The following is a 21,859-nucleotide window of genomic DNA, read 5'->3' on the forward strand; positions in this document are numbered from 1 at the left end:
CTTGCGACTAGTTTCCTGTCCCCGCCCTAGGCGGGCGGGGCCGATCTGCTGCGATGTGGGGGGAGGCGAGATCGATTTCAGCTATAGTAGTCCTGCAACGATCGCACTTCAAGTTTGCTCCCGCGAATTGTCGCGATCGCCTCCGCCGCAGCGACACTGGCCGCCGCCGTGGTGAAGATCGAAACCTTGCCGGTCAGCGCCGAGGCGCGGATCGACTGGGAGTCCACCAGGCTCTGCCAGCCTTCGGTGGTATTGAAGATCAGCGCGATCTCGCCATCGACGATCTTGTCGACGATGTGCGGACGGCCTTCGGCCACCTTATTGACCAAATCGACCTGCAGGCCCGCTTCGGCCAGATACTTCTGCGTGCCGCTGGTGGCTACAATGCGGAAACCCTGCTCGATCAGCGTCTTCACCGCAGGCAGGATCACCGGCTTGTCGCTGTCCTTGACCGAAACGAACACGGTGCCCTCGACCGGGAGCTTCATGCCGGCGCCAAGCTGCGCCTTGCCGAAGGCGCGAGCGAAATCGCTATCGATTCCCATCACTTCACCGGTGGACTTCATCTCGGGGCTGAGCACCGGATCGACGCCGGGGAAGCGGTTGAAGGGGAACACGGCTTCCTTGACCGCCATGTACGGCAGGTCGCGCTTGAACGGCGGGAAGGTGTCCAGCTTCTCACCCGCCATGACGCGCGCAGCGATCTTGGCGACCGGCTGGCCCAGCGCCTTGGCGACGAAGGGCACCGTGCGCGAGGCGCGCGGGTTGACCTCAATGAGGTAGACCTCGCCGTCCTTCACCGCGAACTGGATGTTCATCAGGCCCTTGACGTTAAGGCCGAACGCCAGCTTCTCGGCCTGACGCTCCATTTCGGCGATGATCTCGGGCGGCAGGCTGTAAGGCGGCAGGGTACAGGCGCTGTCGCCGGAGTGGATGCCCGCTTCCTCGATGTGCTGCATGACGCCTGCCACGACCACGCGCTCGCCGTCGCACAGGGCATCGACGTCGCACTCGATGGCGTCGCGCAGGTACTGGTCGATGAGGACCGGGCTGTCGCCCGAGACCTGCACGGCGGTGGTGATGTAGTCGTCGAGCTGCTGTTCGCTGTCGACGATCTCCATCGCGCGGCCGCCCAGCACGTAGCTTGGGCGCATCAGCACCGGGTAGCCGATGCGATTGGCGACGTTCACCGCCTCGTCGCGGCTGCGGGCAATGCCGTTGGCGGGCTGCTTGAGGCCGAGCTTGTCGACCAGAGCCGAGAACCGCTCGCGGTCTTCGGCAAGGTCGATCGCGTCGGGCGAGGTGCCGAGGATCGGAATGCCCTCGTCTTCCAGCGCCTGCGCCAGCTTGAGCGGAGTCTGGCCGCCAAACTGCACCAGCACGCCGACGAGTTCGCCGCTCTGCTGCTCGACGCGCAGGATTTCCAGCACGTCCTCGGCAGTCAGTGGCTCGAAGTAGAGACGGTCCGAGGTGTCGTAGTCGGTCGAAACCGTCTCGGGGTTGCAGTTGACCATGATGGTCTCGTAGCCGGCCTCGGACAGGGCGAAGCAGGCGTGGACGCAGCAGTAGTCGAACTCGATGCCCTGCCCGATGCGGTTCGGACCGCCGCCGAGGATCACGATCTTCTTGCGGTCGGACGGCATGGCCTCGTCCTCGGGCTCGCCGAAGATCGGGGCCTCGTAGGTCGAGTACATGTAGGGCGTCACCGCCTCGAACTCGGCGGCGCAGCTGTCGATGCGCTTGAAAACGGGGACGACGCCCAGCTTGCGGCGAAGCTGGCGCACTTCCTTCTCGCTGGTGGCACCGGCCATGGCGCGCAGCGCGTCATGCAGCAGGCCCGAGCGCTTGGCCTGGGTCTCGCCCAGACCGCCCGCGACGCCGACCGAACGCACCGCCAGCGTGGCGAGGCGCTTGTCGGAGAAGCCCATCGCCTTCAGCTTGCGCATGCCCGCCGCATCGTTGGGCAGACCTTCGGCGAGGATCTTGGTTTCCTCGGCGATGATTTCCTCGATGTGGCGCAGGAACCACTTGTCGTAGTGGGCGATCGCGTGGATCTCGTCCACGGTGAAGCCTTCGCGGAAGGCCTGCGCGGCGTGCAGCAGACGCTCCGGCGTGGCGCGCGAAAGAGCGGCGGTGATGACGTCACGGCCGGCGCCTTCCAGCGCGGGCACGCGGTTGAAGCCGTCAAGGCCGGTTTCGAGGCCGCGCAGGGCCTTCTGCATCGATTCCTTGATGTTGCGGCCGATCGCCATGACTTCGCCGACCGACTTCATCGCGGTGGTGAGGTCGTTCTTGGCGCCCTTGAACTTCTCGAAGGCGAAGCGCGGGATCTTGGTGACGACATAGTCGATGGTCGGCTCGAACGCGGCCGGGGTCGCGCCGGTGATCTCGTTCATGATCTCGTCGAGCGTGTAGCCGACCGCCAGCTTGGCGGCGACGCGCGCGATCGGGAAGCCGGTGGCCTTCGAGGCCAGCGCCGAGGAACGCGACACGCGCGGGTTCATCTCGATGACGATCAGGCGGCCGTCCTTGGGGTTCACCGCGAACTGGACGTTGGAACCGCCGGTCTCGACGCCGATCTCGCGCAGCACCTCGATCGAGGCGTTGCGCATGATCTGGTATTCCTTGTCGGTCAGCGTCAGCGCCGGGGCGACGGTGATCGAGTCGCCCGTGTGGACGCCCATCGGATCGACGTTCTCGATCGAGCAGATGATGATGCAGTTGTCATGGCGGTCGCGCACGACCTCCATCTCGTACTCTTTCCAGCCGAGCAGCGATTCCTCGATCAGCACTTCGGTGGTCGGCGAGGCATCGAGGCCCGAACGCACGATCGCCTCGAACTCGGCCTTGTTGTAGGCGATGCCGCCGCCGGTGCCGCCCATCGTGAAGCTGGGGCGGATGATCGAGGGCAGACCGGTGCGCTCAAGCACCGCGAAAGCCTCGTCCAAGGTATGCGCCACGCCCGAACGCGCCGAGTTGAGGCCGATCTTGTCCATCGCGTCGCGGAAGCGCTGGCGATCCTCGGCCTTGTCGATCGCGTCGGCGTCGGCGCCGATCATCTGGACGCCGAACTTCTCCAGCGTGCCGTCGTTGAACAGTGCCAGCGCGCAGTTGAGCGCGGTCTGGCCGCCCATCGTCGGGAGCACCGCATCGGGGCGCTCCTTCTCGATGATGCGCGCGACGACCTCGGGGGTGATCGGCTCCACGTAAGTGGCGTCGGCCATGTCCGGGTCGGTCATGATCGTGGCGGGGTTCGAGTTCACCAGGATCACCCGGTAACCGTCCTCCTTGAGCGCCTTGATCGCCTGGGTGCCCGAATAGTCGAACTCGCAGGCCTGACCAATGATGATGGGCCCCGCGCCGATTACGAGGATCGAGGAGATGTCGGTGCGCTTTGGCATGGGCTTTCCTGGGTGTCCTGTGTGTCTTGTAATGCGACCCGGTGGCTTATGCCACCAGATCACCGAAAGCCTTGTCCCAGTAGTCGGGATCGGCTTTCGCGTTCTGGATGATGGGGTTGGCGTCCTGCTCAGCGCGAATGACTTCGCGAAAGCGGTCGGCCTGGAACTGGTGCATCGAGCCGCCGTACTCGCCCTGGTTGGTGGACCAGGCGCCCGTCTCGATCATGCGATCGATGAAGGCCTTGCCGGCTTCCTTGGAGTGCTTGCGCACTTTCGGGCCGAACTTGCGGACGGCGACGGAGACCTTGTCCTCGAAGATGAGCTGAAGCTCGCCGTAAGGATAGAAGCGCGGCGCGACCGAGAGTTCGGCCGCCGGCCCGGCGACGTAGTAGGCGATCATGTGGTCGATCAGAGCGGACATTGCGCTAGTCATTTCAGGCACCTTCTTTGTTATGAGGTGCCTGGATGCATAGGCAATCCGCCGGGCCGGGTCGAAAGCTCCCTTGGCCGCACCGGCAATCATCGCCGATGCGTGGGACGGCGCGAACGCCGCCAAGGGAGCCTGACCCGCTGCGACCATCAGCCGAGCATACCCACGAACTTCTCGAACAGGTAGAAGCTGTCCTGCGGGCCGGGGCTCGCCTCGGGGTGGTACTGGACGCCGAAAGCGCGCTTGCCCTTGATCGCGATGCCGCAATTGGTGCCGTCAAACAGCGAGACGTGGGTTTCCTCGACGTTGCCCGGCAGGCAGGTGTTGTCCACCGCGAAGCCGTGGTTCATCGAGGTGATCTCGACCACGCCGTCGGCATGGCGCTTGACCGGATGGTTGGCGCCGCGATGCCCCTGGAACATCTTGCTGGTCTTCGCGCCTGCCGCGATGCCGAGCATCTGGTGACCGAGGCAGATGCCGAAGACCGGCATGTCACGCTCCAGCAGCGCCGCGATCACGGGCACGGCATAAGCGCCGGTCGCCGCCGGGTCGCCGGGGCCGTTCGAGAGGAACACGCCAGCGGGTTTGAGCGACAGGATGGTTTCCAGCGAAGCCTCGGCCGGAACCACGGTGACGCGCGCGCCCGCCTTCACGAGGTTGCGGAAGATGTTGTCCTTGGCGCCGTAGTCGATCGCGACGACGTGCGGGCGGGTCTCGCCGTCGGCAGTGCCGTAGCCCTCGCCGAGCGTCCAGACGGAGCCTTCCCAGCCCTGCGAATCCGTGCGGCTGACCAGCTTGGCAAGGTCCATGCCTTCGAGGCCCGGCCATTCCTGCGCCCGCTTGATGAGCGCGGGAGTGTCGAAGTTGCCTTCGGGGTCATGGGCGATGACGGCGTTGGGCGCACCGGCGCTGCGGATGCGGCGAGTGAGCGCGCGGGTGTCGACGCCCGAGAGGCCGACCTTGCCCTTGCTCGCCAGCCACTCGGCGTAGCCGCCTGCGGAACGGAAGTTCGAAGGCAGCGTCACGTCCTCGCGGACGACGCAGCCGACGGCGCCATCGACCAGCGATTCGAGGTCTTCCTCGTTCACGCCGACATTGCCGATGTGGGGGAAAGTGAAAGTGACGATCTGGCCCGCATAGGACGGGTCGGTCATGACTTCCTGGTAGCCGGTCATCGCGGTGTTGAAGCAGACTTCACCCACGGACTCTCCGACATGACCGAAACCACGTCCCCATACGACGTGTCCGTCGCTGAGAACCAGAACGCCCGTTGCCCCTTCGGGTTTGGGCGCAAGCGAAGATGCGGCGTCGGCCATGGTGGGTCGCTCCGTTGACGGCGTTTCTAACGTTGTGTGCTAAGACGCGGCCGCTAGAGAGGGTTGTGCACCGCGTCAAGGTGTGGGGGTGCAATTTGGGCGCACACGTGCAAATCGGCGCGCAGGTTGCTAGCTTTGCCACACGCACCACCCCGTTCACTCAGTTCATTTGCAGGAAAACCCATGCTTCGTGATTCGATCAAGGCCGCGCAGATCACCGCCATGAAGGCCGGTGAGAAGCAGCGCCTCGCCACTGTCCGCCTCATCCTTGCAAAGATCAAGGACCGCGACATCGAGCTGCGCACCGCCGACACGCTGCCCGACGACGACGCGCTGGTGATCGACGTACTGCAGAAGATGGTGAAGCAGCGCCGCGAATCGATCACCCTGTTCGAGCAGGGCGGCCGCCCCGAAAAGGCCGCAGACGAACAGGCCGAGTTGGAAGTGATCGAGACGTTCCTTCCCGCCCAGCTGTCCGAGGAAGAGACCATGGCCGCCATCGAGGCGATCAAGGCCGAAACCGGCGCCAGCGGCATGAAGGACATGGGCAAGGTCATGGGCGAACTGAAAGCCCGCCACGGCACGGTGCTCGACATGACCAAGGCGAGCGGCTGGGTGAAGGCGGCGCTGGCCTGATTTGCTGACAGGCGGCAGGTCTCGTGCTCACCCCCCAATGGCTCGACCAACTCCGGTCCCGCACCGCGCTTTCCGCTCTGATCGGCCGCTCCGTGCGGTTGCAGAAGGCGGGGCGCGAGCATCGGGCCTGCTGCCCTTTCCATAACGAGAACTCGCCCAGCTTCTACGTCAACGACGAGAAAGGGTTCTACCACTGCTTCGGCTGCGGCGCCCATGGCGACGCCATCCGCTGGATGACCGATCACCAGGGCCTCGCCTTCATGGACGCGGTCAAGGAACTGGCGGCCGAGGCCGGGATGGACGTCCCCGCGCCCGATCCGCAGATGGCGCGGGCGGCGGAGAAGCGCGACAGCCTGCACGACGTGATGGCCGCCGCGCAGGAGTGGTTCAAGGCCAGCCTGTCCGGCGCCGAGGGCAGTGCGGCGCGCGCCTATCTCGCCACGCGCGGGTTCGATGCGCATACCGTGCAGCGCTTCGGCTTCGGCTATGCGCCCGAGGGGCGGCAGGCGCTGAAAGAGGCCCTCTCCCGCTTCCCAGAGCCCATGCTGATCGAGGCGGGCCTGCGCATCGCCGTCGAGGAACGCGATCCCTACGACCGGTTCCGCGGCCGCCTCATGCTCCCCATCGAGGATGCGCGCGGCCGGGTCATCGCCTTCGGCGGGCGTATCCTCACCAAGGGCAAGACCGACGCGCCCAAGTACCTCAACTCGCCCGACACCCCGCTGTTCGACAAGGGCCGCACGCTCTACAATCTGCACCGCGCCGCGCCCGCCGCGCGCCAGTCGGGGCGGATCGTGGTGGTCGAGGGCTACATGGACGTCATCGCGCTGGCCGCCGCCGGTATCGCCGATGCCGTCGCGCCGCTGGGCACTGCGCTGACCGAGCACCAGATCGAGATGCTCTGGCGCCATGTCGAGACGCCCACCCTGTGCTTCGACGGCGACACGGCCGGTCAACGCGCGGCGATGCGCGCGATCACCCGCGCCCTGCCGCTGCTGCGCCCTGCCCACTCCCTGCGAATCGTCCGCCTGCCCGAGGGGCTGGACCCCGACGATCTCATCAAGCAGCGCGGCTCCCGCGCGATGGAGGATATTCTCGGCGAGGCGAAGTCCCTCGTCGAAGTGCTGTGGGAGGCCGAGCGAGATGCCGTCCCGCTCAATACGCCCGAGGACAAGGCCGGCCTCAAGGCCCGCCTGATGGCCCACGTCGAGACGATCCAGCACCCCGACATCGCCGGGCTTTACCGCCGCGAACTGCAGGACCGATATTCCGAATTCGCCTTCCCGCGCCGGGAGAATCGCTGGCAACAGGGTGGAGGGCAAGGTGGGGGCGGAAACTTCCAGCCTCGCCAGAACCAGCGCGGAAGCGGCAAGTGGAACGGCAAGCCGAGCCCTGCCCCCTCCTCGCCCGAATCGATCGAGCGCCTGAACACCCGATTCGCAGGCGCAGGCACCCGCGATGCGCTCTCCGCCGCGATCATCGCCGGGCTCATTCGCTGGCCCGCGCAACTTGCGCGCCACGCGGAAGCGCTCGCCCGCACCCCCGGTCTCGATCCGCGCTTCGAGACACTGGTGGACTGCTGCGGCGCCGCAGACGCGCTTGAAACCGAGGTTCTCGCCACCATATTGCGAGACAACGGCCTGGTGCAACCCAAGGCCGCCGAGTACGCAGGGCTTAGATTCGGCTTCCTGATTCCCGAAACGAGCGAGGAACAGGCGGCAGCCGAACTGGCCCAGGCGATCGACCTCCTCGTCGAGCGACCAGTACTCGAAGCGGCACTGGCAAAAGCAACGGCGCGGTTCGAATCAGAGCTTTCCGACTCGGCATTCGCCGAACAGCAGCGACTGCTGAAGAGAAAGCTGGAATTCGATAGCCGTCTCAGGCAAATGGCAACCAGACATGCGTCGTGATTGTATAATTATACAAGGTTTACGGACCCCAGGTTTATGCACTCACGACGGCACGGGATAACGGCGAACTGATGAGCAAGAACGACACCAACGGCGCGGACAACGAGGGTACGGACGCACCGCTGATCGACCTCAACGAAGGTTCGATCAAGAAGCTGATCGCGCGCGCCAAGCGCCGCGGTGTCATCACTTATGACGAACTGAACGAGGCGCTGCCTCAGGACATGTCTTCGGACCAGATCGAGGATATCACCTCGGCTCTGAACGAGATGGGCGTCAACATCGTCGACAACGACGAAGACGCCGACAATCAAGAAAACGACGATCGCGATTCGGAAGACGACAACGACGACAGCGAAGGCGATGAAGTCTCGCCGCGCGTCAACGTCGATCCCGCGAAGAAAAAGGAAACGGTCGAGCGCACCGACGACCCGGTGCGCATGTACCTGCGCGAGATGGGCGCGGTCGAGCTGCTCAGCCGCGAGGGCGAAATCGCCATCGCCAAGCGCATCGAAGCCGGTCGCGACATGATGATCCTGGGCCTGTGCGAGAGCCCGATCACTTTCCACGCCATTATCCAGTGGTCCGAAGCGCTCAACAACGGCGAGATGCAGTTGCGCGAGATCCTCGATCTCGACGCGATGCTTTCGAAGGAGCCCGCGCCCGAAGCCCTGAGCGAGGACGGCGAGAGCGAGGACGACGGCGAAATCAGCGAAAAGACCGCCGGTCCCTCGTTCAAGGACGACGATTCCGACGACGAGGACAACTCCGAGGAACTCGACGAGGACGGCAACCCGATTCCCAAGCGTCAGGCCGAGGAAGAGGAAGAGGACAACACCCTCTCGCTCGCGCAGATGGAAGCGGCCCTCAAGCCCGAAGCGCTTGAGAAGTTCCTGCTGATCACCGAACTGTTCCAGACTTTCGAGCGCCTGCAGCGCGATCGTCTGGAAGCGCTGGCGCTGGGCATCGATTTCCCGGCCGCCAAGGAAGACCAGTACCAGCAGCTTCGTGAAGACCTCACGGCGCAGGTGGAATCGGTCAAGTTCCACGCGACCAAGATCGAATACCTGGTCGACAACCTCTATGCCTTCAACCGTCGCCTGACGACGCTGGGCGGCCAGATGCTGCGTCTGGCCGAGCGTCACAAGGTGAAGCGCGCCGATTTCCTCGAAGCCTATACGGGCCGCGAACTGGACGACGCCTGGGTCGCAGAAGTGGCCGGGAAGGACAAGAAGTGGGCTGCCTTCGCAGAAAACGAGGCTGAACCTGCCGAGCGCATCCGTCTGGAAGTCTCGGACATCGCCACTGCCACCGGCATGGCGCTCCCCGAGTTCCGCCGCATCGTGAACATGGTCCAGAAGGCGGAGCGTGAAGCGCGCATCGCCAAGAAGGAAATGGTCGAGGCGAACCTGCGTCTGGTGATCTCGATCGCCAAGAAGTACACCAACCGCGGTCTGCAGTTCCTGGATCTCATCCAGGAAGGCAACATCGGGCTGATGAAGGCGGTCGACAAGTTCCAGTACCGCCGCGGCTACAAGTTCTCGACGTACGCGACCTGGTGGATCAGGCAGGCGATCACGCGCTCGATCGCGGATCAGGCCCGCACGATCCGTATCCCGGTCCACATGATCGAGACGATCAACAAGCTGGTGCGCACCAGCCGTCAGTTCCTCCATGACCAGGGCCGTGAGCCCACGCCCGAGGAAATGGCCGAGAAACTGTCGATGCCGCTCGAAAAGGTGAAGCGGGTTCTGAAGATCGCGAAGGAACCTATCTCGCTCGAAACACCGATCGGCGATGAGGAAGACAGCAGCCTTGGCAACTTCATCCAGGACGAGAACGCCGTAATCCCGGTGGACGCGGCGATTCAGGCCAACCTGAAGGAAATGATAACTCGCACGCTGGCATCGCTGACCCCGCGTGAGGAGCGCGTGCTGCGCATGCGCTTTGGCATCGGGATGCCAACGGACCATACCCTGGAGGAGGTCGGACAGCAGTTTTCGGTGACTCGCGAGCGTATCCGACAGATCGAGGCCAAAGCGCTGCGCAAGCTCAAGCATCCGAGCCGTTCACGCATCATGCGAGCGTTCCTCGACTAAACACAGGCCGTTCAACATCACAGGCACGCGCCGATACGGACGAAGGGCGATCCCCCCGTCCGTGTCGGTTGGCATCGTTCGTGGTTCAGATCAGGCGAAGCGTACGCGGTTGCCGTCGCGGCGGAAGTCGTCCTTGCGAATCACGCTTGTCGTGTAGTCGCGCGACAGGACGGTGCTGACCGCGACGAAGCTGGCTTTGCCGGTCTCACGGCCGAACTGCATGCGGACGTAGCCCTGATGCATGTTGTCGGTCCATACCACCTCAGGCATGTGATCGGCGTAGGCCTTATCGAGCTTGGGCGACATGTCCTCGCCAAAGCCGCTGTCCATGAAATCGCCCGGGGAGGAAATGCCCGCCGTACCGAACTCGATGCCCGTGGGGCGTCCCTGTGCATCGGCCAGGTCGTTGGTCCAGAAGCTGTGGCTGTCACCCGAGAGGAACACCAGATCGCCCGCACCTGCGCGGCGCGACAGGGCATAGAACTGCTCGCGGGCCCAAGGGTAGCCGCCCCAGGCGTCGGTGTAGTCGGGCAGGTTCCAGCGGCCGCGCCACGCCAGCGAGACATGCGGGTCGGCTGCCAGCTTCGCCAGTTCCTCCTTCGTCTTCGCAGCGGCGAGTTTGGGGAACGGGTCGGGCAGCACGCCCAGCTTCGCAAGGTCGGGCACGTTGAGGCGGCCGATCACCATCGGACAGCCGATCACGCGCCAGGGCTGTCCGTCCTTCACCGAACGGGCGAGAGCGGCCTCCAGGTCCGTTTCCAGTTCGGGCGAGATCAGCGGACGGTTCGGGGCGCCGAGGACGTCGCGCTTGAACTTCTCGGCCGAGGCGTCGTCAACGATTTCCTGCGCATGGTCGAGGTATTCGATCTGCTTCGCCCGCGCGGTGTGGCGCGTCTCCAGCGTGTGCAGCAGGGCGAGGTCGCCGAAGCGGTAGGCGCGCCAGAACTGCATGCGGGTGCGGCCCTTGACGTCGAGCCATTCCGGTTCGCGCACCGGCATCCATTCGTAATAGGCGCGGATCGAGGCGGCGCGGCGCGTGGCCCAGTCGCCCTCGGTATCGGGCTGGTGGTTCTGCGCGCCGCCGGTCCAGGGGTTGTTCGCGCTCTCGTGGTCGTCCCAGCAGGCGAGCAGGGTGTGCTGCGCGTGCATCGCCAGCGATCCGGCGTCGGTCTTGTACTGCGCGTGGCGGGTGCGGTAGTCGGAGAGGGTGACGATCTCGTGCGCGGGGGCGTGCTCGCGGCCGATGGTGCGGGCGATGTTTTCACCCCAGCCGTCCTTGCCGCCGTATTCGTAGATGTAGTCGCCGGTATGGAGCACGAAGTCGATCGCCGGATCCTTCGCGATCGCATCGTAGGCGTTGAAGAAGCCGAAGGCATAGTTGGAGCACGAGGCGAGGGCGATGCCGAGCGTATCGACCCGGCCTTCGGGCAAGGTGCGGGCGCGGCCGATCGGCGACACCGATTTGCCCATGCGGAAGCGGTAGAAGAACGTACCGCCCGCCGGGAGGCCGGCGGCGAGGGCCTTGACGGTGAAGTCACGCTCCGCGTCCGTGCGCATCGTGCCGGACTTCAGGATCTTCACGAAGGCGGGGCTGTCGGAGAGTTCCCACTGCACATCGGTGGCGGCGGGCACAGTCACGCGGGTCCAGAGCACCACGCTCGAAGCGTCGGGGTCACCGGCGGCGACGCCGTGCCGGAACACCGGGTTCACCGCTGTGGCGGCGAGGGCGGAAATCGGCAGCGCCATGATCGCCGCTCCTCCTGCCATACCGGCCAGCAGGGCGCGGCGGGAAACCTGATGGGCTTGGAGCATGGTCATGGCGGGCAATCCTGTGTTCTGGTGTGCTGTGCTGCAAAGGAAAAGGACGGGCCGGCGTCCCCCCGAACGCCGACCCGCCCCTCGCGCTACCGTCAGAAGTCGGCGGTGACGCTGAAGACCATCGTGCGCGGAGTGCCGATCCAGGCGTAGTTGCCCGAAATGCCGCCGAGGTAGTCCTCGTCCGTCAGGTTGGTGATGTTGAGTGCGAAGGTCAGGTCCTTGAGCGTATCGGTCAGGCCCTCGCCCTTCACCGCGACCGAAAGGTCGGTGATGAAGGAGTTCTTTGCGGTCCAGGCGTTGCTCGCATTGACGAAGCGGTTGCCGGTGTACTTGCCGGTCAGGCCCAGGGTGACGGGGCCGTAGTTGTAGGTGCCCGACAGCACCCACATGTCCTTGGGAATGCCCGCGACGCGGTTGCCCGCCGTCACGCCCTGTTCCGCGTCCAGTTCGGCATTGCCGGTGCCGCGGTACTTGGCATCGATGTGGGTGTACGAACCGTAGAGGGTCAGGCCGTGAACCGGGCGGACGTTGGCGAGCAGTTCGAACCCCTCGGAGTCGATGCCGCCCGCGTTGAAGAAGCGGCCGTCGCCTTCGCTCAGGTAATCCGGTCCGGCCGAGGTCGAGCTGGGCACGAAGATCACCTGATTGGAGAACTTGCTCTTGAACCATGTAGCCGAGGCGTTGAACATGCCGTTGGAGTAGCGCGCACCGGCTTCCCAGTTCTCGGCGGTCTCGGGCTTGATGCTGGAGAACGCGTCAGCACTGTATTCGAGCAGCGTATCGGAGAGCGCCTTGAAGTTCTCCGAGTAGCCGCCGAACAGGTCGAGGCCGGTCATCGGCTCGACCTGGACGCCGCCGGAGAGCAGCACCTTCGACTTCGACTTGACGCCGACGTTGGAACTCTCGCCGAACAGGTCCTCGCGGTCGAGGTGGTTGATGAACTGCTTGACGCCGAAGTTCGCGGTGACCGGGCCGAACTGGACCTGGTCCTCGGCGTACCACTTGAAGGTGGTCTGCGGATACTTGCGGTCGTACTGCGTCCAGTAGGGCGTGGCGTCATAGGCCGGGCCGACGCGGGTGTCGCTGACGTGGTGCCAGTCGCGCCATTCGCGGCGGTGGGTGTCCTCGTACCAGACGCCGCCGCGCAGGGTGTTCTCAAGCGCGCCGAACTGCATGGTCCAGGCGCTGTCGAGGGTGCCGCCGAGGCGGTCCTTGCGGTAGTGGGTGTGGCGGAACGACTGCTGCTGGATGGCGCCAGCCGCGGTCGGCGCGACGATCTGGCCGGCGGCGTTGGTCGCGAAGTAGGTCGGCGTACCCGAACCGGCGGGCAGGGTGGCCCACCATGCGGGCGTGCCCTTCACCGTAGAGGTGCCGTTGATCTCGCTCTGGACGCCCGAGGTGTCCTGTCCGACGTTGACGATGTAGGGCGGCGCCCAGTCACCGCGCCCGGCCATGTCATGGTAGTAGACCGAGGCCTTGAGATCGAGCGCGTCGGCGATCTTCGTCTCGGCCTTCAGGTAAGCGAAGAAGTTCTTGCGGGTGGTGCCCCAGACGCCGCGATAGTTCTGGTCCACCGCCGGAACGCCGGTCCACACGCCGTTGAGGCCGTCCTGGTGCGGGCTCGCGGCGTACTGCTCGGGCGAGTACATCTGGTCGTAATTGTTCTCGTAGGCATCATCGTAGCTGGCGTAGCCGGTGAACTTGACGGGCGTATCGACGATGAACTTCATCGCGAAGTTGTCACGCGTGTTCTTGGCCGAGCCTTCCATCCAGTCGGTTGCCTGCTGGTGGCCGTAGGAGAACCAGGCCTTGGCAACGCCGCCGATCAGGCCGGTGTCGAAGCGGCCGTAGTAGCGGCTGGCGTCATAGTCGCCGACCGAGCCGGACAGGCGCACGCGCATGTCGTCGATGGGGTCGGCGGTGACGAAGTTGATGGTGCCGCCCAGCGCCTCGTTCGAGCGTGAGGCGATGTCGGCGGTGCCCTGGAACACCTCGACGGTGCCGATGTTGGCGGTGTCGATGAAGCGGTTGGCCTTGGAGCCGCCGCCGTAGCCCGAACCACCGTTGGGCAGGCCGTCGATGGTGATGCCGACCTGCTGGGTGTCGAGGTTGGTCTGGTAGCCGCGGATCGAGTAGGTCGTCGACCAGTCGTCGAAGCCGAAGGCGTCGCCCTCGTTGACCTGCACGCCGGGCAGGGTGCCGATGAGGTCGATGGCCGAGGCGATCGGCGACTTGTCGTCGATCAGCGTCTCGTCGAGCGCGGCGTTGTTGTAGGTGGTGCGCTGGCCGGTGACGACGATGGCGTCGGCGGTATCGGCACTATCGTAAGCTGCAGCGTCGGCAGTGTCGTCTGCAAAGGCCGGAGCGCTTGCGGCGATGGCCACGAGGCTCGTGCTGAGAATGCAGATACGGCGGATCGAAATGGCGCGCATGGCTTGGTGAACCCCCTGTAGCGTTAAGCTTGTGCGGCGCAGCATCTGCGCGCTTATTCTGACGCCCTGCAGTCAATTCGGAGACGTTTTACAGTCGGTTTCGCGACACCTTTGTGACGTGAAAGCGCCAACCGTCCCAGGTTTCGGGGCGATGATCGAAAGTTACACGCCGCATAGACCCGACTTTGTGCGTCTGCTTACGAGAGAGCCGCTTCATGGCGTTTCGAAGTCGCTGGCATGTCCGCTGCGTGACGGGCTGCATCACCGTCACAAACCCGAAATGACCCGTCCATAGAGGCCACCGCAACGAGACGGCTGGCGGCGTCGGAAGGACATGCAGGAACCATTGCGCATAGCGATCCCCATTCACAGCTTTGAGCCGGGCGGCGTCGAGCGCGTCGCGCTCGGCCTGGCTGCGCAATGGCGCGAAGCGGGGCACGAGGTTACCGTGGTTCTCGGCCGTCCGGGCGGCGCGGGCCTGTGCAGTGCGCCCGCGCTCGATTACTGGAGCCTGCCCACGCGGCCCAGGTTCCAGCAGGCAACGGCATCGTGGCGAACGCCGTGGATGGTCCACACGCTCTACAGTTTCCTGATCGAAAACCGTGTCGACGTGGTGTTCTGCCCCGGCAATACGTACGCGGTGATCGGCGCGGCCATGAAGCTGCTGATGGGCCACCACGCCCCGCCGATGCTGCTCAAGATCAGCAATGCGCTGCACCGTCCCGACATGTCAGGGGCCATGCGCCGGGGCTACGGCGCCTGGCTGCGCGCGCAGGGCGGGCTGTTCGATTCGCTGGTCGCGCTGTCCGAGCCGATGCGCCGCGAAGTGCGCGAGTGTATGCTGGCGCAGCCGCGTCAAGTCGAGGTGATTGCCAATCCGATCCTCAATCGTCGCCGTTTGATCCAGCTTGGCCGCATCGAACGGCGCGCGCCTTCGGCCTGGGGCACGCGCTACCTCGCGGCGGGGCGTCTCGCGCCGCAGAAGAACTTTGCGCTGATGCTGCGGGCCTTCGCCGCCGGAGCTCGCGCCGGTGACCGCCTGACCATCGCCGGGGACGGCCCCGAGCGCGCCCATCTCGAAGCGCTTGCCGGTTCGCTCGGCATCGCCGAGCAGGTCGCGTTTCTCGGCCACGTGGCGACGATCGACCCGCTGCTGGCCGAACACGACGCGCTACTGCTCAGTTCCGACTACGAGGGTCTGCCCGGCGTCGTGGTCGAGGCGCTGGCGGCAGGCATGCCGATCCTCGCCACCGACTGCTGCGTCAGCATGGCGAGCCTGCTCGACCACGGTCGCACCGGCCTGATGGTCCCGGTGCGCTGCCAGGATGGCTTCGCGCAAGGGATCGCCGCCTTGCGCGACTTGCGCGGCGATCCGACGCGCGCCCGTGCCGTCGCCTCGCACTACGAACTCGAAGGCGCCGCGCGCCGCTACCTCGACCTGATGCGCACGGTCGTCTCGCGCCGCGAGGCCGAGCGCCGCCGCGACCTTGCCCTCAGCACGCTGGCGCCCTGCCGGTCGCTGCGGCGCTCCCAGTGACTGTCACCCCGGAGATCACCTTGTCTCAATCTGCAACCGTGGCTGCTACCGTAGACGGCGTCGATCTGGCGGCCATCGCACTGACCCCTCAGGATCGCACCGCGAAGCGCGGGCGCAATGCGGTGTTCTCCATCCTGCTGTCGCTGGCGGTCATCGCCGCCGTGCTGCACGAGACGAACAGCGTCGAGCTGCGCCGTCTGCCGCAGATGATCCCGACATCGCCGGGGTTCTGGCTGATCTTCGCGGGCTACTACCTCATCACCCCCGCCAGCGAGTGGCTGATCTACTGGAAGCTGTGGCGCATTCCGGGCAGCGGCGTGCTCGCGCTGCTGCGCAAGAAGATCTACAACGAACTGCTGCTCGGCTATCTCGGCGAGGCGTACTTCTACACCTGGGCGCGCAGCCGCGTCACCCTGACCGCCGCGCCGTTCGGCACGGTCAAGGACGTGTCGATCCTCTCGGCCGTCACCGGCAACGTGGTGACGATGGCGCTGCTGGTCTTCGCGGTGCCTTCGCTCGGCTTCGACAAGCTGGGCATCGACGGGCGCCTGCTGACCGGGTCGCTGGGCGTCATTCTTGCGATCTCGCTGGGCGCCATGGCCTTCCGCCGCAAGGTCTTCAGCCTCTCGCGCGATGACCTCTGGATGATCACCCGCGTCCATTTCGCGCGCATCGTCGTCTCGACCGTGTTCCTCGCGCTGCTGTGGCACATCGTCCTGCCCGATGTCGCGCTGAGCTGGTGGCTCTACCTTTCGACCTTGCGCCTGCTCGTCTCGCGCCTGCCGCTGGTGCCGAACAAGGACCTGCTGTTCGCAGGGATAACCGTCGTGGTGCTGGGCGAGGAGCGGGATATCGGCACGCTCATGGCGCTCATGGCCGGGCTGATCACCGCCGCGCACCTCGTGCTGGGCGCGCTCATCGCCTTCAACGACCTCGCCAATCCGGAGAAACGCCCGTGATCCTGTCCCTGCTGATGCTGGCGAACGCTGCGACCATTCCCTCCACGCCCGATCTCGGCAAGGCCGAGGGCCGCTGTCGGCCGGACGAGGCAGGTTCCTCCTTCGAAGTGCAGGTGAAGGGCCTGAAGGACCGTATCGGCACCCTCAAGCTGGAGGTCTACCCGGCCAACAACACGGACTTCCTCGCCGACGACAACGTGCTGGTGAGCGCAGGCAAGACCTTCCGCCGCGTCGAGGTGCCGGTCCCCGCCAGCGGCCCGGTGCGCCTGTGCGTACGCGTGCCCGGCCCCGGCGACTACGCGGTGAGCCTGCTCCACGACCGGGACGGCAACCGCAAGTTCGGCTGGCGTATCGACGGCATCGGTTTTGCGGGCAATCCCCGGCTCGGCTTCAGCAAGCCGAGCGCCGAGAAGGCCAGCGCGTCGGTCGGCGGCGGGCCGAAGACGATCTCCATCGTGATGAACTACCGTCGCGGGCTGGGCGTGGCCCCGCTGGCGTCGAAGTAAGGGACCAAAGCATGAGGATCGTGGACGTCTGCGCCTTCTACACGCCCAAGGGCGGCGGCGTGCGCACTTATGTAGAGCAGAAGCTGCGCATCGGCGCTGCGCTGGGCCATGAGATCGTGATCCTTGCGCCGGGAGACGAGGACGCGGTGATCGAGCGTGGCCCGAATGCCCGCATCATCACCCTGAAGAACCCGCGCTTCCCGCTCGATCGCAAGTACTGGTACTTCGCCTCGGCGCCGCAGCTTCACGCCGCGCTCGACGAACTGCAGCCGGACTTCGTCGAGGCCGCCTCGCCCTGGCGCAGCGCGCGTCTCGTCGCCGATTGGGCGGGCGATGCGCCGCGCAGCATGATCATGCATGCCGATCCGCTTTCCGCCTATGCCTACCGCTGGTTCGGGCAGGTGTTTGCGCGGCGAACGATCGACTGGCAGTTCTCGGTCTATTGGGACCACTTGCGCCGCCACAGCCGCAGCTTCGACCATGTTGTCTGCGCCAATTCCAGCCTGACGCGGCGGCTGGCGGACGGGGGCGTCGCCAATACGGTGACGGTGCCGATGGGCGTGCAGCCCGGCCGTTTCTCCCCGCAGAACCGCGATCCCGTCCTGCGCGCGCAGTTGCTGGCCGCCTGCGACCTGCCTGAAGACGCACGCCTGCTGCTGGGCGTCGGCCGACTGGCGGCGGAAAAGCGCTGGCCGCTGGTGCTGGACGCGGTGGCCTCGGTCTCGCGTGATCGGCCGGTGGGCTTCGTGCTGTTCGGCGAGGGGCGCGAGCAGCGCACCGTGCTCAAGCACATCGCCGGCAATCCGCACGTCCGCCTGTTCGAGCCCGAGCGCAATCCGGACACTTTCGCGCGGGTCATCGCCAGCGCCGACGCGCTCGTTCACGGCAGCGAGGCGGAGACCTTCTGCATGGTCGCCGCCGAGGCCCGCGCCAGCGGCGTGCCGATCGTGGTCCCGGACGAGGGCGGCGCGGTCGACCATGCCGCGAACGGCGGCGGCCTCACGTACACCGCCTGCGACCCGGCGGCAGCGGCGCGTGCGATCACAGAGGTGCTGTTCGAGCGCGAGCATCACCCGCAAGTCGCCCGCACCAGCGACGATCACTTCGCCGACCTCTTCGCCCTCTACGAGACGAGCGTGCGGCGCGAGCGGCGCGCAGCCTGAGGGGGAAGGTTACTGCCCGTCACAGCCCTTTACGATGAGGGTGGTCAGTTCACCCGGCGACGATGCTTGCCGCCGTAAGTCTTGCCACAGTAATCGTCGAGTTCGCGCATCTCGGTCGCGGCGGCGGCGGCCATCGCGGCGGTGCAGGGCAGGTTCTTTTCGCCGGTAGCGATTCGCGCCTCGACCCGGTCGCGCAGTTCCTCGATGTCGGCACGCGACAGTACGTTCTTTTCACGCAGATAGCAGATCAGGCTCTGCAGCAGGATCATGGCCTTTTCACCTGAATCGACTTCACTGTTCTCGATCATCACATCCCGTCCTCTCAAGCGGCCGTTCGGCCGACATTGAAGACAGGATGATACAACCACGAAACAATGTCCAGCGCATCAAAAGAGCAGTATTCTGCTGTCGCAAACGATTGTGCGCCGCAATATTCGCAAAGGCCGGCGGATCAGTCTTCCAGCGCGGCAACCTCCTGCCTGAGCAGTGCGGAAAGGCGGGCATGCAGCGTCTCGTGATCGCTGTCGGGCGAGAGTTCGCGCAGCGCAACCATGCCCCACGACATGGCGATCATGAAGTCCGCCACGGTAGCATGGCGCTGCGCCGTCGCAGCAGGTGCCAGCGACCCCAGTGCTGCGCCAAGACTGTCGCGAAGCCGCATGTCGACCTTGGTGTGCATCTGGTTGATCGCCGGGTTGCGGCCTGCTTCGGCAAGCAATTCGCACATGAGCCGGCGGTCGTCGCAGTCCGGCTCCTCGAACCCGACGCGCTCGATCCATGCGAGAATGGCATCGCGATCATTGGCTGCAACGGCGGCGCTCAGCGTCTCTTCATCGAGCCAAGCCGTAATCTCCGTTTCGCAAATGGCGGCGATAATCGCCTCCTTGTTCGCGAAGTCGCGGTAGATTTGCCCTACGGCGATGCCCGAGGCGGCCGCGATCTGCGCCATTCCGGTCTGATGGAACCCTTGGTCGACAAAAAGGTTACGCGCGGTGTCGAGAAGGTGTTTTCGACGTGCGGCCGACTTGGCGGCTCGGGGGCGATCCAGTGCAGTCTCGTTGGTCATTTCCCTGTCCGGCTTGCTTTTTATGCTGCGACGCAATACCAGTCGCGCGAATCATGAGTGAACGCTCACTCACGCTTTAACCCTCTTGGCGGATTAACTCCATGAAAAAGATCGCTCCGGCCCTAGTGCTGATTCTCTCCGCCTGTGGAGGAGGACAGGAGCAGCCTCCGGCAGGACCGCCCGAGGTCGGCGTGGTCACGGTGCGCGAGCAGTCCGTCACGCTCAGCAATGAACTTCCGGCGCGTACCAGCGCTTACGAGAGTTCGGATGTGCGCCCGCAGGTCAATGGCCTGATCGTTGCGCGACTGTTCACCGAGGGCGACCAGGTGAGGGCCGGTCAGCCGCTCTATCGCATCGACGGTGCGCCCTATGAAGCGGCAGCGGCGAATGCGCGTGCGGCGCTGGCCCGCTCGCGCGCAGCGATCGCATCGAGCGAGGCGCTAGCCCGCCGCTATGGTGAACTGGTCAAGATCAACGCGATCTCGCGGCAGGACTACGAGAACGCGGTGACCACCGCGCAGCAGGCGCGCGCGGACGTTTCGGCGCAGCAGGCGCTGCTGCGTTCGGCCGAGATCGACCTTGCGCGCACGACCATCCGTGCGCCGATTTCCGGCCGGATCGGTCGCTCGACTTACACCACAGGTGCGCTTGTCTCGGCCTCGCAGACCGATGCGCTGACCACGATCCAGCGGCTCGATCCGATCTTCGTCGACATCCAGCAGTCCAGCGCCGACGTCCTGCGCCTGCGTCAGCAGCTTCTCGCCGGAGACCTGACGAGCGCCAGCGGCAATGTCGCGGTGAAGCTGAAGCTGGAAGACGGCAGCACCTACCCGCAGGAAGGCGTGCTCAAGTTCACCGACGTGACCGTCGATCCGACGACCGGCAGCCAGATCATCCGCGCGCAGTTCCCCAACCCCAAGGGCCTGCTGCTCCCCGGTATGTACGTGCGGGCCGAGTTCGCGCAGGCGACCAAGGCGAATGGCCTGCTGGTCCCGCAAGTCGCCGTGTCGCGTGACGAGAAGGGCAATCCCACCGTCCTCGTCGTCGGTGCGCAGAACAAGCTGGAGATGCGTCCGATCACCGCCCCGCGTACCGTCGGCGACAACTGGCTGGTCACGTCCGGTCTCAAGGCGGGTGACAAGGTCGTCGTCGACGGCGCGCAGATGCTGCGTCCGGGCGTGCCGGTGAAGCCGGTCGCACCCCAAGGGCAGGCCCAGCAGGGCGGCAAGCCCGCTGGTGGGCAGCCCGCCGCTCCTGCCAACAAGGGGCAGTAAGCCGCCATGTCACGCTATTTCATCGACAGGCCCATCTTCGCATGGGTCATCGCCATCGTTCTGATGATGGCGGGCATCATCGCCATCCGCAGCCTGCCCGTGGCCCAGTTCCCCGAGATCGCACCGCCCACGGTCTCGATCTCCGCGACTTATCCCGGCGCCGATGCGGAAACGCTTGAGCGCACGACGACGCAGATCATCGAGCAGCAGCTCAAGGGCATCGACAACCTGCGCTACTTCTCGGCCGCGTCCTCCTCGGCGGGCACGGTGACGATCACCCTGACCTTCGAGCAGGGCACCGATCCCGACATCGCGCAGGTGCAGGTCCAGAACAAGCTGCAGGCCGCCACGCCGCTGCTGCCGCAGGAAGTGCAGCGCCAGGGCGTGCAGGTGCAGAAGTCGGCAGCGAGCTTCCTGCTCGTCACCGCCATCTATTCCGAGGACGGCAGCCACTCAGCCACTGACCTTGCCGACTACCTCGTCAGCCAGGTGCAGGACCCGGTCAGCCGCATCAACGGCGTGGGTGAACTGCAGATCTTCGGCACCCAGTACGCCATGCGCATCTGGGTCGATCCGCTCAAGCTGCGCAGCTACGACCTGACCATCGCCGATGTCACCACCGCGATCTCCGCCCAGAATGCGCAGGTTTCGGCGGGTCAGATCGGCGCTCTGCCGGCGCCCAAGGAGCAGATGCTCAACGCTACCGTCTCGGTTCAGTCGCGCCTGCAGACGCCCGAGGAATTCGGCAATATCCGCCTGCGCTCGACCCAGGGCGGCGCGACCGTGCGCCTGCGCGACGTCGCCCGCGTCGAACTCGGCGCGGAGCTTTACGGTTTCGATACCCAGTTCAATGGCAAGCCCGCATCGGGCTTCGGCGTTCGCCTCGCCTCCGGCGCCAACGCGCTCGACACCGTCGATGCGGTCAAGGCCGAAGTGCAGAAGATCGCCAAGAACTTCCCGTCGGATGTGAAGGTGGCCTTCCCCTACGACTCGACGCCGTTCGTGCGGCTGTCGATCGAGCAGGTGGTGCACACCCTCGTCGAGGCGGTGGTGCTCGTGTTCCTCGTCATGTTCCTGTTCCTGCAGAACTGGCGCGCGACGCTGATCCCGACGATCGCGGTGCCGGTGGTGCTGCTCGGCACCTTCGGCGTGATGTCGGTGCTCGGCTACTCGATCAACACCTTGACCCTCTTCGGCATGGTGCTCGCCATCGGCCTGCTGGTCGATGACGCTATCGTCGTCGTCGAGAATGTCGAGCGACTGATCCAGGAAGAGCATCTTTCCCCCAAGCAGGCGGCGCGCAAGTCGATGG

The 21,859-nt window shown here is 65.5% G+C and carries 16 protein-coding genes; 9 read left to right on the top strand and 7 right to left on the bottom strand.

Features of this window, described 5'->3' with window-relative positions:
- Positions 1 to 77: 77 nt before the first annotated feature.
- The 3 genes from carB to carA all read right to left on the bottom strand — a co-directional run bounded on the left by carB (position 78) and on the right by carA (position 5,147).
- Positions 78 to 3,401, bottom strand: coding sequence for a carbamoyl-phosphate synthase large subunit (carB, locus tag LH128_RS06055; protein WP_008828707.1), 3,324 nt, complete (start codon positions 3,399 to 3,401; stop codon positions 78 to 80).
- Positions 3,402 to 3,447: 46 nt separating this feature from the next.
- Complete coding sequence (locus LH128_RS06060) at positions 3,448 to 3,834, bottom strand: hypothetical protein (RefSeq protein ID WP_327195075.1); 387 nt, start codon at positions 3,832 to 3,834, stop codon at positions 3,448 to 3,450.
- A gap of 146 nt (positions 3,835 to 3,980) precedes the next feature.
- Positions 3,981 to 5,147, bottom strand: a complete 1,167-nt coding sequence (gene carA / locus LH128_RS06065) for a glutamine-hydrolyzing carbamoyl-phosphate synthase small subunit (protein WP_008828709.1) — start codon at positions 5,145 to 5,147, stop codon at positions 3,981 to 3,983.
- 183 nt (positions 5,148 to 5,330) lie between these two features.
- Here carA and LH128_RS06070 point away from each other — a divergent pair, with 183 nt between their 5' ends.
- The 3 genes from LH128_RS06070 to rpoD all read left to right on the top strand — a co-directional run bounded on the left by LH128_RS06070 (position 5,331) and on the right by rpoD (position 9,792).
- Entirely contained in the window at positions 5,331 to 5,783 is a 453-nt protein-coding gene (locus LH128_RS06070) for a GatB/YqeY domain-containing protein (protein ID WP_008828710.1), read from the top strand.
- Between the two features lie 23 nt (positions 5,784 to 5,806).
- Positions 5,807 to 7,693, top strand: coding sequence for a DNA primase (dnaG, locus tag LH128_RS06075; protein ID WP_008828711.1), 1,887 nt, complete (start codon positions 5,807 to 5,809; stop codon positions 7,691 to 7,693).
- Positions 7,694 to 7,764: 71 nt separating this feature from the next.
- Positions 7,765 to 9,792: an RNA polymerase sigma factor RpoD gene (rpoD, locus tag LH128_RS06080; RefSeq protein ID WP_008828712.1), complete on the top strand. Its 2,028-nt coding sequence runs from the start codon at positions 7,765 to 7,767 to the stop codon at positions 9,790 to 9,792.
- A gap of 90 nt (positions 9,793 to 9,882) precedes the next feature.
- Here the strand turns inward: rpoD and LH128_RS06085 are convergent, their stop codons facing one another.
- On the bottom strand, positions 9,883 to 11,610 hold the full coding sequence (locus tag LH128_RS06085; RefSeq protein ID WP_008828713.1) for an alkaline phosphatase D family protein: 1,728 nt from the start codon (positions 11,608 to 11,610) through the stop codon (positions 9,883 to 9,885).
- A 92-nt stretch (positions 11,611 to 11,702) separates the two neighbouring features.
- On the bottom strand, positions 11,703 to 14,042 hold the full coding sequence (locus LH128_RS06090; protein ID WP_008828714.1) for a TonB-dependent receptor: 2,340 nt from the start codon (positions 14,040 to 14,042) through the stop codon (positions 11,703 to 11,705).
- A gap of 334 nt (positions 14,043 to 14,376) precedes the next feature.
- Between LH128_RS06090 and LH128_RS06095 the strand changes: the two genes are divergently transcribed.
- The 4 genes from LH128_RS06095 to LH128_RS06110 are packed head-to-tail and all read left to right on the top strand — an operon-like array spanning position 14,377 to position 18,207.
- On the top strand, positions 14,377 to 15,579 hold the full coding sequence (locus tag LH128_RS06095) for a glycosyltransferase (RefSeq protein WP_036526136.1): 1,203 nt from the start codon (positions 14,377 to 14,379) through the stop codon (positions 15,577 to 15,579).
- Between the two features lie 38 nt (positions 15,580 to 15,617).
- On the top strand, positions 15,618 to 16,538 hold the full coding sequence (locus LH128_RS06100; RefSeq protein ID WP_086013060.1) for a hypothetical protein: 921 nt from the start codon (positions 15,618 to 15,620) through the stop codon (positions 16,536 to 16,538).
- 14 nt (positions 16,539 to 16,552) lie between these two features.
- A complete protein-coding gene (locus LH128_RS06105; protein ID WP_036526240.1) occupies positions 16,553 to 17,044 on the top strand; it encodes a DUF2141 domain-containing protein in 492 nt (163 codons plus the stop codon).
- An 11-nt stretch (positions 17,045 to 17,055) separates the two neighbouring features.
- Positions 17,056 to 18,207 (top strand): glycosyltransferase, encoded by a 1,152-nt coding sequence (locus tag LH128_RS06110; RefSeq protein WP_008828718.1) that lies wholly within the window; start codon positions 17,056 to 17,058, stop codon positions 18,205 to 18,207.
- Between the two features lie 44 nt (positions 18,208 to 18,251).
- On the opposite strand, the gene LH128_RS06115 is transcribed toward LH128_RS06110, so the two are convergent.
- Both LH128_RS06115 and LH128_RS06120 read right to left on the bottom strand, forming a co-directional pair.
- Positions 18,252 to 18,515: a hypothetical protein gene (locus tag LH128_RS06115; protein WP_008828719.1), complete on the bottom strand. Its 264-nt coding sequence runs from the start codon at positions 18,513 to 18,515 to the stop codon at positions 18,252 to 18,254.
- Between the two features lie 143 nt (positions 18,516 to 18,658).
- A complete protein-coding gene (locus LH128_RS06120; protein WP_008828720.1) occupies positions 18,659 to 19,273 on the bottom strand; it encodes a TetR/AcrR family transcriptional regulator in 615 nt (204 codons plus the stop codon).
- 101 nt (positions 19,274 to 19,374) lie between these two features.
- On the opposite strand from LH128_RS06120, the gene LH128_RS06125 reads away from it, so the two are divergent.
- Positions 19,375 to 20,547, top strand: coding sequence for an efflux RND transporter periplasmic adaptor subunit (locus LH128_RS06125; protein WP_036526137.1), 1,173 nt, complete (start codon positions 19,375 to 19,377; stop codon positions 20,545 to 20,547).
- 6 nt (positions 20,548 to 20,553) lie between these two features.
- On the top strand, positions 20,554 to 21,859 hold a 1,306-nt coding region (locus tag LH128_RS06130; RefSeq protein WP_008828722.1), incomplete at its 3' end, for an efflux RND transporter permease subunit.

Source organism: Sphingomonas sp. LH128, from assembly GCF_000293195.2.
In the GTDB taxonomy this organism is placed as follows: Bacteria; Pseudomonadota; Alphaproteobacteria; order Sphingomonadales; family Sphingomonadaceae; genus Novosphingobium; species Novosphingobium resinovorum_A.